General features: G+C 41.8%; 11 protein-coding genes, 3 pseudogenes and 1 riboswitch. Of the genes and pseudogenes, 4 read left to right on the top strand and 10 right to left on the bottom strand.

Annotated elements, in window-relative coordinates; all coding sequences use genetic code 11:
• Nucleotides 1-72 precede the first annotated feature (72 nt).
• Nucleotides 73-558, bottom strand: coding sequence for an RNA deprotection pyrophosphohydrolase (ytkD, locus tag MUO14_RS04340; protein ID WP_244753847.1), 486 nt, complete (start codon nucleotides 556-558; stop codon nucleotides 73-75).
• A gap of 273 nt (nucleotides 559-831) precedes the next feature.
• Between ytkD and MUO14_RS04345 the strand changes: the two genes are divergently transcribed.
• Complete coding sequence (locus MUO14_RS04345; RefSeq protein WP_244753848.1) at nucleotides 832-1,665, top strand: DUF6612 family protein; 834 nt, start codon at nucleotides 832-834, stop codon at nucleotides 1,663-1,665.
• Between the two features lie 41 nt (nucleotides 1,666-1,706).
• On the opposite strand, the gene MUO14_RS04350 is transcribed toward MUO14_RS04345, so the two are convergent.
• The 7 genes and pseudogenes from MUO14_RS04350 to MUO14_RS24695 all read right to left on the bottom strand — a co-directional run bounded on the left by MUO14_RS04350 (nucleotide 1,707) and on the right by MUO14_RS24695 (nucleotide 9,606).
• On the bottom strand, nucleotides 1,707-2,024 hold the full coding sequence (locus MUO14_RS04350; protein ID WP_244753849.1) for a hydrolase: 318 nt from the start codon (nucleotides 2,022-2,024) through the stop codon (nucleotides 1,707-1,709).
• Between the two features lie 125 nt (nucleotides 2,025-2,149).
• Nucleotides 2,150-3,253 carry an o-succinylbenzoate synthase gene (gene menC, locus MUO14_RS04355; RefSeq protein ID WP_244753850.1) on the bottom strand — a complete coding sequence of 368 codons (1,104 nt, stop codon included), beginning with the start codon at nucleotides 3,251-3,253 and terminating at the stop codon, nucleotides 2,150-2,152.
• A complete protein-coding gene (locus MUO14_RS04360; protein ID WP_244753851.1) occupies nucleotides 3,243-4,727 on the bottom strand; it encodes an o-succinylbenzoate--CoA ligase in 1,485 nt (494 codons plus the stop codon). Before MUO14_RS04360 ends, menC begins: the two co-directional genes overlap by 11 nt.
• An 81-nt stretch (nucleotides 4,728-4,808) precedes the next feature.
• Entirely contained in the window at nucleotides 4,809-5,627 is an 819-nt protein-coding gene (menB, locus tag MUO14_RS04365; RefSeq protein ID WP_244753852.1) for a 1,4-dihydroxy-2-naphthoyl-CoA synthase, read from the bottom strand.
• Nucleotides 5,628-5,681: 54 nt separating this feature from the next.
• Nucleotides 5,682-6,478, bottom strand: a pseudogene (gene menH / locus MUO14_RS24690) (2-succinyl-6-hydroxy-2,4-cyclohexadiene-1-carboxylate synthase).
• A 2-nt stretch (nucleotides 6,479-6,480) separates the two neighbouring features.
• Nucleotides 6,481-8,217: a 2-succinyl-5-enolpyruvyl-6-hydroxy-3-cyclohexene-1-carboxylic-acid synthase gene (menD, locus tag MUO14_RS04380; protein WP_244753854.1), complete on the bottom strand. Its 1,737-nt coding sequence runs from the start codon at nucleotides 8,215-8,217 to the stop codon at nucleotides 6,481-6,483.
• Nucleotides 8,214-9,606 (bottom strand): annotated as a pseudogene (locus MUO14_RS24695) (isochorismate synthase). The gene menD and the pseudogene MUO14_RS24695 overlap by 4 nt, the downstream one beginning before the upstream one ends.
• Nucleotides 9,607-9,833: 227 nt before the next feature.
• Here MUO14_RS24695 and MUO14_RS04395 point away from each other — a divergent pair.
• The 3 genes from MUO14_RS04395 (at nucleotide 9,834) to MUO14_RS04405 (ending at nucleotide 11,685) form a co-directional block, all read left to right on the top strand.
• Nucleotides 9,834-10,781: a 1,4-dihydroxy-2-naphthoate polyprenyltransferase gene (locus MUO14_RS04395; RefSeq protein WP_244753857.1), complete on the top strand. Its 948-nt coding sequence runs from the start codon at nucleotides 9,834-9,836 to the stop codon at nucleotides 10,779-10,781.
• A gap of 112 nt (nucleotides 10,782-10,893) precedes the next feature.
• Complete coding sequence (locus tag MUO14_RS04400; protein ID WP_244755473.1) at nucleotides 10,894-11,280, top strand: hotdog fold thioesterase; 387 nt, start codon at nucleotides 10,894-10,896, stop codon at nucleotides 11,278-11,280.
• Nucleotides 11,281-11,313: 33 nt separating this feature from the next.
• On the top strand, nucleotides 11,314-11,685 hold the full coding sequence (locus MUO14_RS04405) for a TraR/DksA family transcriptional regulator (protein ID WP_244753858.1): 372 nt from the start codon (nucleotides 11,314-11,316) through the stop codon (nucleotides 11,683-11,685).
• A gap of 502 nt (nucleotides 11,686-12,187) precedes the next feature.
• On the opposite strand, the gene MUO14_RS04410 is transcribed toward MUO14_RS04405, so the two are convergent.
• Both MUO14_RS04410 and MUO14_RS04415 read right to left on the bottom strand, forming a co-directional pair.
• Nucleotides 12,188-12,784 (bottom strand): ECF transporter S component, encoded by a 597-nt coding sequence (locus tag MUO14_RS04410; RefSeq protein WP_244755474.1) that lies wholly within the window; start codon nucleotides 12,782-12,784, stop codon nucleotides 12,188-12,190.
• A gap of 159 nt (nucleotides 12,785-12,943) precedes the next feature.
• Nucleotides 12,944-13,093, bottom strand: a riboswitch (FMN riboswitch).
• A gap of 143 nt (nucleotides 13,094-13,236) precedes the next feature.
• Nucleotides 13,237-14,832 (bottom strand): annotated as a pseudogene (locus MUO14_RS04415) (FMN-binding glutamate synthase family protein).
• Nucleotides 14,833-14,902: the final 70 nt, after the last annotated feature.

The raw sequence follows: 14,902 nt of genomic DNA on the forward strand, positions 1-14,902 counted from the left end.
CCTCATCTCCCCTATATAGATTAAGAGAGCGTGCAGTCAATCTGCACGCTCTCTTTCATGTAAAGTTCCTATTTATTCAGCAGGTTTCTGTAAAAACTTTTTTCTAATCTGGCTCATACAACTGGGTAAGACTTCATCTTTCATCATAAAGCTATACTGCTCGTTGCTGACAATCGCCTCGGGTAGTTTTGCAAGCAGGACAGGACCATGTGTTTCGAAATAATGCGACTGCTCATTCAACCTAGAAATGGAAGCATAGTACACATTTTTAATGATGGTACCGCCTTTTCCAACTACATGATACTGACCTACATAGGCAATCTGCTCAATACTAGCACCTGTTTCCTCTTGAACTTCTCTAACTGCGGCATCTTCTGCTGTTTCACCTTTCTCTACTTTGCCACCCGGAAATTCAAGTCCACGATCCTTATGTTTTGTTAACAGCCATTCATTTTTAAAACGGCAAATAACCCAAACATGTTTTGGCGCCTTCGAGAAGGGATGATTATCAAAAGATAATTTAACTTGATTTCGGTAGTAATCATTAAATGTTTTCATGTAAGATCATCTGCCTTTAATCCGTTGTGTAGTGTATGTAGTGAATATGGGTAGGACGTTACATTCACTCATTCATTGCTATCTAAATCGTACCATAAGCAAGCTGTATTACAAACAGTACTGTTCTTCTTCTAATTTGTAAACTATAATTACGTTACCCTTTTGCATGAATGGGGTAAACATTTAGAAAGAAAAGGATTTTTTGTATATATTTGAAACGCAAAGTCTTTTCACTCGTATGTAATAGTAGTACATCATCGAAAGGGGATCGTAATGAAACATAAAGGTTGGATGATTATCAGCTTGTTATTTATTATGCTAGTGTCAGCAGCTTGCTCAAGTGCCGAAGGAGAAAAAGCTATAGACGTTTTTAACAAATCTTCTGAAGCATCTAAGAGCTTAGATAGTTTAGCCATGAGTATTAATATGACACAAAATATTAATGTAGAGTCACCTGAAGGCACAGACACAACTGGAAATATGCCAATGAATATGCCTATTAAAACAACGATTGACTCGAAAATGCAGATGGACCCGATCGCGTTTCATCAAACGATTGATATCTTCGGGCAAACCGTTGAACAGTATTATTCCGAAGATGGCATGTACATGTCCCAGCCAGGTAAGGAAGGCTGGTTTAAAGCTCCTAAAGAAATCGTTGACCAACTAAATCAAGTAAGTGCAGCACAGCAAACACCTGCAAAACAGCTAGAAACGCTACAAGAATATGTAGACGAATTTAATCTTGAAGAAAAAGAAAACTTCTATATCCTATCTTTTAGTTCAAAAGGAGAGAACGTTCAAAAACTGATTGAAAAAACCATGAGCGAATCTATGCCGGAAAAATTACTGCCTGAGGATCTACTGAAAGGATTAACGGTTGAAAAAGCAAGCTACACCCTAACTATTAATAAAGACACCTACTACCCAGAAGCAATCGAATCAGCCGTGGACTTTACTATAGAAATGAACGGAGAAAAAACATCTGTAAGCCAAGAAATGAGTGGTACGTACAGCCAATTTAATGAGGTTGGGGAGATTAAGATCCCGCAAGAAGTCATTGATAACGCTCAGGAAATGCCGGGATTAGAATCAATGCCTCAATAAACAGGCAGAAAACAACCACTTCCTTGTAAGGAGGCGGTTGTTTAGTTTAAATCTTTTAGTACGCCCATTCCACTAATATGCTGCCTCGTCTTCTCATCACCTAAATCATATAGCATCTGAAAGGCTCTCATCATCCCTTCATCATACTCGTCATTTGAACTGTCTTTATGATACTCCTCAAACGGAACGTGAGATCGGAAAAAAGCGCGTGTATCAGAATTATACATTTCATTAAACACTTCGCGTAACAGGAGAAGCTCCTCTCTGTCCGCATTAATCATGAACTCATCATTATTTCCATCATGATTGATCGAAATTTCCCTTGTACCGATATTTACGTAATACTGATTTTTCTCCATAATAAAACCCTCCTTTCTTGTAGCTTTAACAATCAAGGAGGGCTTTATTACATAAAAATGCGAGCAAGCATATATTACCAAAGTTGTGTCTTTGAGTGAAGCTGTAGAAAACCAGAAATTGCGGGCTATTTCGGGCTCCACAAATAACTCTGGTATGTCATCTTCTCTAAAAACGACTCATCAACTTCAACACCGATCCCATGACCATTAGGTACATCGATTTTACCGTTTTCCACTTTAATTGGCTTGAGGAGAAGATCTTTATTAAAGTACCTGTCTGAGCTAGATAAATCCCCCGGGATCGTAAAGTTCGGCAGTGAAGATAGCGCTATATTATGTGCTTTGGATATTCCGGTCTCAACCATTCCGCCACACCAAACAGGTATGCCATGTTCCTGACAAAAATCATGGATGTTAGTGGCAGTCATGAGACCGCCTACTCGGCTTATTTTTATATTGATTACCCGACAACTCTCAAGCTTAATGGCTTGTTTCGCATCGTGAAGTGACATAATCGACTCATCTAGACAAAGCGGGGTATCCATCTGTTTCTGGGCTTGTTTATGCAAATAAAAGTCTCCTGCCTGGAATGGCTGTTCGATCATTAGCAAGCCGAGCTGATCCAGTGAGAATAAGTGGTCAAGATTTTGTTCTGTGTACATGCCATTGGCGTCAATCATGATAGCTAACCCAGGATCAATCGCTTGTGCTTGTTCAATCATTTCTTTCTCTCTTCCTTTTTCAACTTTCAACTTGTATCGTTCATATCCGGAATGTTTCAAATGATTGATATCTTTTTCAAGAGAATGAGAAAGACTGAGAACAGCGCCTGCCTTAACTGATGAGTGAATCCCGCCAATCAACTCCCCTAAACTGACTTGATTTTGTTTAGCATATAGATCCCAAAGTGCTCCTTCCATACCAGCCTTAGCCATTTGATTCCCTTGGATAAAAGCCGTCATCTCTATAAAATCACTAGGATGGTGTAGCGGTTCATCCTTAATAATAGGGAAAATGATATCGATTAGCATGTGCCAGGCTGTCTCAAGCGTTTCAGCGGTATAAAATGGTGAAGGAAAAGCAGTCACTTCTCCATATCCTTGCAACCCCTGGCAGTCTTTTGCCACAACTATAATTACCGAACGTTGATGAAGTTCCCCCTGATGTGTTTTAAACGGGTTCCTTAGCGGCAGCGATACTTTTCGTAAATGGATGGTACTAATGTCCATGACCTTGCTCTCCTTCAACACTTTGGAAAAGTTTCCGCCTTACAATTTTATTTGAGGCGTTTCTCGGCAACTGAGAAATAATAAATAACTGTTTCGGAATTTTATAAGGTGCCAAATGATCGCGACAATACGTTGCCATTTTTTCAAACGATATGTCTGTCCCTTCCTTCTTGACAATAAAGGCTGCAGGAACCTCGCCCCATTCATCATCAACCATCCCTGTTACAGCCACTTCCTCCACTCCCTCAATTCCTATCAAAACACTTTCCACTTCAGCTGGATAAATATTTTCACCGCCAGAAATAATCATGTCCTTCACCCGATCAACAACATATAGGAATCCTTCTTCATCTAAATAACCTGCATCCCCGGTTGCTAAGTATTCGGCTTCTTGGTGGCCTTTTTTATAATAACCGCTTGAAACCATCGGGCCTTTTACATGAATTTCCCCCGTTTCATACGGTTTGGCTATTCGACCATCTACGAATATTTTCAACGTAGCAGGGGCCAACGCTTTTCCTGCAGACCCTAGTTTTCGTAAGGCCTCACTCGGACTCAATGTGACGATTTGTGAGCTTGTTTCCGTCATTCCGTAGGTCTGGAAAACAGGGATACTTTTTTCACTTGCTTTGTGCAGCAGCGGTTTTGGAACAGGCCCCCCGCCTAGTAACACACACCGAAAAGACGCTGGATAGCTGTTTTCCTGTAAGTCTTTCATCAGTCTTTGAAGCATAACAGTAACAACAGAAACGATCGTTACCCCATGATGACGTATCCCATTATTAATCACTTTTGCATCAAAACGATCTAGCATTCGTATTGGCATTCCATAAATTACATTCTTCATAAGGATTGAAAAACCGCCTATATGAAACAGAGGAAGACAGACTAACCATTTATCACTAGCTGACAAACCTAAGTTTAAAGCAGAGGCTACAGCACTAAACCAATGATTTCCATACGTATGCATGACAGCTTTTGGCTTTCCCGTGGTACCGGACGTGTACATCATTGTAAAAACATCATCTAAACATAAATGGTCATTGAGATAAATTGAATCTTCAGCTTTTGGCAGACGATCCATCGTTACAATATGATCCTCATTTAATGTCGTCGACTGCATAGCTTTGTGACCTTTTTCTACAAACTCGGGGTCAACGATAAACCATGTGACGTCAGCATCTGTTAATTGAAAGGCAAGTTCTTCCGGTGACAATCTCATATTTAAGCAAACGATTACGGCTCCAACGTAGCTTAGTGCGTGAACACAAACCGGGAACTCAATCCGGCTGCCCGATAGAATGGCTACATGGTCCCCGGATTTCACCCCTTTTTTCATCAATCCTTTTGCCAGCTTGCGACTCTCTTCTCTTAATTCGGAGTAACTGATTGATTGATGCTCACCATATTCAATGGCCACTTTTGTTGGTTGCAAGTCATTCTGCTTTTCGAGCCAATGGGGAATTTCATTCATGATCCTAACCTCCATCTTCTCATGTAAAAAGGGCTGCCTAGCTATAGGGAGCCCTTTTTCATAACAAACTATTTAGTCATATCATGGGAAACGTGGGAATTGATCAAAGTCAGGTTTACGTTTTTCTTTAAACGCATCTCTTCCCTCTTTCGCTTCCTCTGTTGTGTAATAAAGCAATGTAGCGTCACCGCCCATTTGTTGAAGGCCAGCAAGACCATCTGTGTCAGCATTAAAGGATGCTTTCAAGAAACGAAGAGCTGTTGGTGATTTCTCAAGCATTTCTCTACACCATTGAACCGTTTCATCTTCAAGCTGTTCCAATGGGACAACCGTGTTGACCATTCCCATATCCTCTGCTTCCTTGGCACTGTACTGACGGCATAAGAACCAAATTTCACGCGCCTTTTTATGACCAACCATACGGGCAAGCAGGCCAGCCCCGTAACCAGCGTCAAAGCTGCCTACCTTTGGACCTGTTTGACCAAAGATCGCATTATCAGCTGCAATCGTTAAGTCACTAACAATATGTAATACGTGACCGCCTCCTATAGCGTATCCTGATACCATTGCTACCACAGGTTTTGGAATCACTCGCATAAGTCGTTGCAAATCAAGAACATTCAAACGAGGGACTTGGTCATCGCCAACATAACCACCGTGTCCTCTAACACTTTGGTCGCCTCCTGAACAAAATGCATCGTCTCCTGCTCCAGCCAGTACAATGACACCAACTTTGGAATCATCACGAGCATAAGCAAACGCATCAATTAATTCTGTTACCGTTTTTGGACGGAACGCATTGCGTACCTCTGGACGATTAATTGTGATTTTAGCAATGCCTTCAAATGTTTCATAAAGAATATCTTCATATTCACGTTCAGAAACCCAATTATAAGCCATAAGTCATTTCCTCCATTTTTGTATATTAGCGGACTTCTCCGCTTCGATCCTGTTCTATTGTATCACGAAATCTTCTACAATTTTAGCAAAAAACTTTGGGCGCTCAAGATGAACAGTATGCCCAGCCTTCTCTGCTGCTACTAAGGTTGAACAAGGTAACCGATCTTTCATTTTCTTGTTGATCGTTACAAATTTCTCATCCCACTCCCCAACAATCAAGAGGGTGTCAATAGACAGATGAGACAGTCGATCCCACCATGAAGGTTGGCGTCCTGTCCCCATCCCTTTTAATGATTGAATTAACCCCTGGGGATCGTGACCTAGCCGCTCTTCTTGCACACGCACCCTGACTTCGATTGGCAGCTGTTCTTGGCTTTTAAAGAGAGGGATATCCCTCCAATAGTTGGCAAATTCCTCTATACCTTGGGATGCTATCCTGTCAATCAATCCTTGATCCTTTACACGTCTTGCCATTTGTTCATCTGAATGAGCTATTCCAGGGGAGGCACTCTCAAGAATTAACTTGGACACATATTGGGGATAAAGCATAGCCAAAGATAATGCCGCCCGCCCCCCATAGAATAACCTAGCACTTGTACGGAAGAGAGGTTCAATTCATCAAGGATTTCGGTTAAATCCGAGGCAAACTGTTCCATTGTTATTTCACCAATAGATCCTGTTTTTCCATGGCCAGGCAAGTCAATGCAAATTGTCCTTATCGAACTTGTAAACAACTGATTTATTTTAGTAAATGTACGACCACTTCCTGTAAACCCATGAAACATCAAAAGTGGTATTCCTTTCCCATCGTCTTCCACCCAGTACGTTCTTTCCTTAAGCTTGATATACATGCCTACGCCTCATTCCAGTTCTCTAAAGCCTCTGCAACCCCTTGCCACTTTGCTTTATGGAAAGGAACGTGATCTTTCCTGTTTGTCATCACTTCAACAACACTCAGTCCATCTTCTTGATAGCTTTCTTCCAAAGACCGTTTGTAGGATGCCCAAGTATGAACGCGCTTATGCGCTCCCCCGTACATTTCAACAACGGCTTTAAAGTCAATCCCAATCGGTGTGCCAAAAAGTTCCTCAAAATGGGCACCCTGATCAACTTGTGGAAGATAGGAAAAGATTCCGCCTCCATCATTATTGATCACAACAATCGTGATAGGCAGGTTATGCATTTTAGTGAGCAACAAGCCATTTAAATCATGAAAAAAAGATAAATCGCCGAGCAGCAAAGTTGTGGGCTGGCCGCTCGCCGCCACACCGAGGGCTGTAGAAACAACACCATCAATGCCATTAGCCCCACGATTAGCAAGAATCCTAATTCGTTTCGGTGTCGACATAAAAAAGCTATCCACATCACGGATAGGCATGCTATTTCCTACGAACAATACTGATTCATCAGGCATAGCATTGGATAAATGAACGACAACATGACCTTCATTCAGCTCTTCATCTTGCTCTGTCAGCATATGGCTTTTAGCCAATGTGTTCATCTTCTGCCATTTACCTAACCAGTCATTTTCCAAATGATCCTCGTCGATCCGTTCATATATCTTTTTGCAAAACTTACCCGAATCACACCAAATGAACTGGGTCGTTACCCCAGATGGTTCACGATAGCTTGCATACGTATCGACGACATAATGATCAATGGAAGCTCCATGTTTCTGAATCCATTGCAGATAAGCCTTTGATACAGGCATAGCCCCTAAACGAATAATAAAATCTGGCTGTAAATTCACTTTCCATTTATCAGACTTTAATAGAGCATCATAGTTTTCAATGATATTTCTTTTATCATGATCCCCAGCCCTAAGTTGAGACAATGGATCGGCTAAAATCGGAAGCCCTGCGCGTGCAGCAAGATTGGTTACATTAGAAGCTAAATTTGAATTTGTATTTGGGCCGCAGACAAGCAGTCCCTTTTTACCACTGAGAAACAATTCTTCAAAAAAAGCCGCTTGTTGCTCAGAAATTTGAGGTAAGCCGCGAAAAGGTTTGGGTATCGGTTTAGCCCCTTCATTCCACAAACCCTCTAAACTAAAATCAGGCACTAACGGCTCCCTTAAAGGAACATTTACATGCACAGGACCTGAGTGGTTGGACTGACTTTCTTCAACAGCACGAGCCGCTTGCTTCCTTACATAGGGCAACAGCCCTTCTTCAGCTAAAGCCAAGTCATGAAACCACTTCACGTAACCTCCATACATTTCTATCTGCTCAATGGACTGCGGGGCACCAACGTCCCGTAATTCATGCGGTCTGTCAGCCGTTAACACGACAAGAGGAACCCTGCTGTAATAGGCTTCCACAATCGCAGGATAATAGTTGGCTGCAGCTGTACCTGATGTACAGACAAGCGCGACAGATTTTTGCTTTTCTTTTGCTAAACCTAAGGCAAAGAAGGCAGCAGACCGCTCATCAACATGGACCCAGTGCGCTACCTCACTATGCTCACTAAACGTCATCGCAAGCGGAGTCGATCGAGATCCTGGTGAAATCACCACATCTTCTATACCCGAGTAGATGAGTTGATCAACAAAGTGGGTCATATATTTTGTTAACGTTTCTGTATAGGTCATGATGATCCTCCTAACACTGACAGCATTGGCTTAAGTTTCACTGCAGTTTCTTCGTATTCTGCCTCAGGATCAGAATCCTCAACGACGCCACATCCAGCAAATAAAGAGGCTTCATCCCTTGAAGAAGTGCAGAACGGATCGCTACAGCAAATTCACCATTATTGTGGCCATCAAACCAGCCAACAGGCCCTGCGTACCAACCACGATTCAAAGTTTCATTTTTTCTAATATAGTCAACCGATTGTTTTTGAGGCATCCCCCCAAGCGCAGGGGTCGGATGTAATCGCTCCACAACATCAAGCAGCGTATACCCGCTCTCAAGCGTTGCGGTTACAGGTGTGTATAAGTGCTGCAAGTTTTTAAGAGGGTACACGACCGGAGCACTTGGAATGTCGATATTATAACAACAAGCTTCAACCGCTTCTCTTATCATCTGGACTACAAAGTCATGCTCTTGCCGATTTTTAGGATCATTTAGAAGGTGTTGACCTAGGAGATAGTCTTCCTTTTCATCTTTTCCACGAGGGACCGTCCCGCTAAACACGTTGAGATAAGCTTTTGTTTTTCTACTTTAACTAGTCTTTCGGGTGTAGCCCCGATAAAATGATCCCCGCCATTTTCAAAAGCAAAAATATAGCTGTTCGATTGAGTTTCACACAACTCTTCAACAACAGCAGCTAATTCTACAGGGGCATTAAACTTCACCCGTAGTTCCCGGGCAAGGACAACTTTTCCAAGCTTTCCTTTTTTAATGTCATTGGTTGCCTGTTTAATACTTTGCTTCCATTTTTCGGATTCCATTTCCACCGAGCTCGTCCTGCCTGGGAGCTTAAGTTCCTGCCTCTCCCCATGCAAAAGTTGATGTTGCTGTTCATTTATCTGATGAATAATTTGCTGTTTGTGGTCTTCTTCAAAAATAAGCACGTTTGTAGATAAGTAAGACTTCATTCCTTTATTCGTTAATAAATATGCAGGAATGGTCACTTGGCTGTCCGGGAAGGCTTCCCACGGTGTTAACTCGGATTGATTGGCATCAAAACTAAATCCGCCTAAAGCAACAAGGCCGGTACCTTTTACGTAAAAAGGGTCATATACGCGTGCTTTCTTCCGAAGTTCATTCCAAACAGACTCTATTTCTCTAAAACGATGAGAATCCGCCGATAATATACGATGGGCAGATCCTACACCCACCATGGCAAAATCCTCACCCGCACTTTTCCAGAATAAACGGTGTTGATCAACCCCCTTGGCACGATCTAAAAAATCATAGGAACTTGTATATTCTATTTCATTTACTATGCTGATTAATTGCGGCTTCCCTTCAAGAGACGCCTGATTAATTGCACCCTCAACGATCTCTTCTAATTGAGGTACTTTTATATGAAGCATTATAATTCCTCCCACCCTTTAAGGGACGCTGCATTATAATTGGATATAATTAGTACACTTTGTACAAACGTTAATGATTCTCTTCTATTTTATTCTCTTTTTTCTATTGACTCAAGGGATCACCCTCGTTTTCTACATCTTGTTACAAGTATTGACACCGGAGGACTCTTTGCCTAAACTTAAGTTGATATTATATTACTAGTTTTTTAACAAGGGAGATGACACCCATGAGTTCTGTTTCAAACCAAAATATAAAAACTTCCTTGAATGAACGTAAAGGATTTCAAGTATGGTGGCGCTTGTTACGCCCACATACTTTAACCGCCGCATTCGTTCCAGTTTTTGTGGGCACAATGCTGGCTGCTATTGATCATGGGATTCATCCAGGGTTATTTGCTGCCATGCTTCTTGCCTCTATTTTAATTCAATCAGCAACAAATATGTTTAATGAGTATTATGATTTCGTCAGAGGCTTAGATAACGAGAACTCTGTTGGAATAGGTGGAACGATTGTTCGAGACGGCATTCATCCGCGAACTGTGTTAACTCTTGCAATCAGCTTTCTCGTTGCTGCAACATTGCTCGGCGTTTATATTTGTGCCTCATCCAGTTGGTGGGTCGCTGTCATTGGTCTTGTATCTATGCTCCTTGGCTACCTCTACTCTGGTGGGCCTTATCCAATTGCCTACACCCCTTTAGGAGAATTAACAGCAGGTATTTTCATGGGGACCATCATTGTTGGCATTAGTTATTTTATTCAATCGTTAAGTATGACATGGGAAGTCGTCGTAATTTCTATTCCAATCGCGATCTTTATTGGCGCCATTAATCTATCTAATAATATTCGCGATCGTGTTGGAGATGCAGAGAATGGCCGTAAAACATTAGCGATTTTACTTGGCCATCATGGTGCAGTCCGCTTTTTAGCGAGTTCATATACTCTTGCCTATGGTCTTACGTTGATCTTCATTGCAATTGGTATGCTCCCTATCTGGTCACTTATTACATTGCTTAGCATAAGGAAAGCTATACAATCCATACAAGAATTTGCAGGAGAAAAGTCACCACTTGAAATGATGCCAGCGATGAAAGCAACAGCAATAACCAATACCTTATATGGATTATTATTAGGAGTATCGTTAATTCTACAACTTGTTATCCCTTTTACATTATAAAAAGGATAACTCCACGACTAGAGCGAAAGGATGGCAGGTGCCATCCTTTTTTGTTATGTTTGATAAAAGCAATGTAGGGAACTATTAAAAAAGGAAGATGATGAAAATGGATATGTCCTTAAAAAACACACTGATGGAAGCGTTGGGTATGGAAGTCATAGAAACGCAGCCTGACAAGGTAGCACTCAAAATGCCCGTAGATGAACGTACACATCAGCCCATGGGTTTTTTGCATGGTGGTGCCAGTGTGGCGTTAGCAGAATCGGCAGCAAGCATTGGATCCTATTTGAATATTGATCCAACGCAACAACAAGTCTTTGGCATTGAAATCAACGCCAATCATACGAAAAGCGTACGCTCTGGCTATGTTTACGGCACAGCCACACCTCTCCATCTAGGCAAAAACACAATGGTATGGGAGATAAGGATTGAGGATAGCGATAACCAGTTGATCTCGATTTCCAGGTGCACAGTCGGTGTTGTCCCACGCAAACCTTGACCATACGTTACATTTACAATAGGAGTGAAGGAAATGTTGAGCGAAAAGCAAATGAGCGAATTTAAAAAGCAACTCGAAGAAATGAAGGGTGAAACAGAAAAAGAACTAAATAAATTCCAAAATGAGCAGGCAGATAAAGAGTACCCGAATGAGAAAGATGGGGAGCTATCCAGTGTAGCTGACCATCCTGGTGACCTTGGGACATCCCAATTCGAAAAAGAGAAGGAATATACATTATACGAGCAGTCCCGAGAGAAGTTAATAGAGATCAACGATGCCCTTGATCGCATTAAAGATGGAAGCTATGGAAAAAGCGAGAAATCAGGAGAACCAATTCCTATAGAACGATTAAAAGTCATGCCTACAGCTAGAATGCGCGTCGATGAAGTAGAAGACAAACCGTAAAGAGAGCGCTAATATCGCGCTCTCTTTTATTGTTATTACGGTTGGATTTGATTTTTTGCTGTGTATTTACTCTTCAAAACAAGTGGCCATACAAGAATAGTCATCATAAAGAGAGATCCCTATACACACAACTGTTAGCAAATGAGCGATAGGTTCCTTTAAAACAATTTCACCCTGTTTCATCACAAGCAAAAGCCGCTTCCTGCGGGATCTTCAGCTGTTGCTTTTCCCGCAGGAGTCGACCCCTACGCTTCAATCAACCGCCATACCAGCGAAGGAAATACACGAAGGCTCCTGCGGGAAAGCGAAGACGATGAGACCCCACAGTGAGCATTCTTTGCGATCGAAGAGGCTCAGTGCAAGCCCACAGAAAGCGTAGGGTATGTCCAAAACCATATGTTATGAAGCCGTTTATAATTTTGTGTCAAAAACAACAATCTCTTAGAAAACAGGCAAAAGAAAAAAGAAGCTGGCAACATGCCAGCTTCTTTGGTACTACTAATTATGCAGCGGATGAAGTATTCATTCTCTTCTGTTCGATCCATGGTTTTAATTTAATAAACAAAGGGACAAAAAGCGCGCCGACAATAATCCCTTTAAGCGCATTAAATGGCAGGATGGCCGCTACAATCGTAACCCATTTTACTTGTGCAGACATTGTCTCCCATCCCATAAACCAGCTATAGGCCGGTAAAACGAGGAAATAGTTGAGCACGCTCATGCCTACAGCCATTACAATAGAACCAGTAATTAACCCTGAAACCAGGCTTTTTGTATTTTTAAATCTATGGTACAACATTGCCACGGGCAAGATGAATAGGACCCCGGCAGTGAAGTTTGCCACGACTCCGACGGGATCAGCTGCCCCTGTGTAGATTAGATATAATGTGTTTTTCAACCCTTCTACTATGATTCCTGCAACAGGCGTGAACAATATAGCAGCAATTAAAGCAGGAATTTCACTAAAGTCAATTTTCAAATATTGAGGAAGCATTGGCAACGGAAAATTAAGCAGCATCAGTACCATTGAAATACTTCCAAATAGAGCCAAAATAATTAACTTGATTAACTTTGATGATTGACCTGTATAAGGATTCATCATCGATCCCCTCCTTCATCTTTTTGCATCGATTCAGAATCCCAGATGAAGGTGAGCGAATGCCAAGCAACCATATAAAAGAACCCTAAGCTATAAGGGCATTAGGGTTAGGTAGTTTTGTCTATAGGAAACTTGAGACAGTATAACTGCCTGTTCGCTCTATATCTTCTCCCATCCAGACTATCACTGTCGGTCCCGGACTCGCACCAGGTCCACCGCTCGGCTTTACACCTCGCGGGTCACGGACTTAGAATACTTACTGCACTCCTTACCGTCGGTCGGGAATTACACCCTGCCCCGAAGATTTGAATCGATATGATATTGTACTATTATTTTATATAATTCCTGATGGAAGCGCAACTGTTTTCAATTGGACTTTGGACAGTTTTTCCGAAAAAAGGCGAATAAAGCGTTTCTCTTTTCTTCGTCATGCCCACTCTCCTATTAAATCCTTAAGATTTAACCACTTCTGCAGAAGGAAGAATTTCATCAAGTGAGTGAAGACGCCCGTACTCATCACGGTATACAATATGGCTCCTCTCAAATTTGGTCGGTGAATCAATTCCTACAGCTGCCGATAAATTATATAATCCATCCCTTAAAGATAATAAATAATTACATGTCCGGTACGACTTTTCCTCTACAATTAACGCCTTTTGAAGATTCGGATTCGTCGTCGCGACCCCTACAGGACAATTATTTGTGTGACAGATTTCTGCCTGGATACAGCCCACAGAAAACATCATCCCTCTTGCAACATTAACCAGATCAGCCCCCATGGCAAGAGCCGTCGCTATTTTGTCAGGCGAGATCAGCTGACCTGAAGCAAAAATTTTCACTCGATCGCGTACATTATACTTCTTCAACATATCATCGACGATCGGCAATGCTGACTTAATAGGCAGCCCCGTCGCGTCAGCAAGTTCCTGATAGGAAGCCCCTGTGCCTCACTCACCACCATCTACGGTAATAAAGTCTGGTCCTCCATCACTGTTTGACATATGTGAAACCATCTCTTCTAACTGCTCTATGTTTCCGACAACCATTTTCATCCCGACTGGTTTACCGCTCACTTCACGAAGTTCCCCCATAAAATTGAACATTTCTTCGTTGTTATCAAATTGATAAAACCGATTCGGGCTATCAATCGACTGCCATGGTTCTACATTTCGAATTTCGGCTATTTCAGGGGTTACTTTGGCACCGTCCACATGACCCCCTCTAGTTTTAGCACCTTGGGCCAACTTCAGTTCAAAGGCTTTTACCTCTTCAATTTCACTTTTTCGTTTGAATTCTTCCCATGAAAATTCACCGTCTTTTGTTCGCACACCAAAAAGCCCTGGTCCAATTTGATAAATCACATCAACTCCGCCTTTTAAATGGTGCTGGGATAGTCCGCCTTCGCCCGTATTCATCCATGTACCGCCTGCTAACCCAAGACCTGTGGAAAGGGCAGTTATCGCTTTTTCACCAAGGGAACCATAGCTCATAGCTGATTGGCCAATCAACCCTTTTACTCTGAATGGCTGCTTACAAGTATGCTCGCCAATGATGACAGCTTCTTCATCTGCCAAATAAAAAGGGTCCGCGTCGAGGTACTTTCTATGTTCTTTCCGTTGAAATAGACTTTCATTATCTACTTGGTAGACTTTCGTACGTACTTTATGATTATTATCCACGAGCATCTCTTCTCTTTGTGTCGGATACAAAGCATTTTTTAAGTAATAACCCGGGGAGTCAAAGTCACGTTCCGAGCCAAATCCAATCATTCTTTTGTTATACTTAGCCGAGATATATGTCCCTTCCATTTGGTTACGTGTAAATGGTTTCCCTTCATTATCATCGTTAAATAAATACTGTCGAAGGTCAGGGCCCATTTTTTCAGTGACATATCTTATCTTCCCAAAAATCGGGTAATTTCTTAAAATAGAATGCCCTTGCTGCTTCTGATCCTTGAGTCTCATCATTAGAATTAAGAATGATAGCACAATAATAATGAATAAAAAAAACGCTGCAAATGAAGTTAGTAATAAATCAGCCAGCTGCATGCTCTCGCCCTCCATGTGAAAAAATCTTGCTTTCTTATTATCAATACCACTATTCCTTTCCTTTCAATCG

The sequence above is a fragment of the Halobacillus shinanisalinarum genome (genome assembly GCF_022919835.1).
GTDB classification, from domain to species: domain Bacteria; phylum Bacillota; class Bacilli; order Bacillales; family Halobacillaceae; genus Halobacillus_A; species Halobacillus_A shinanisalinarum.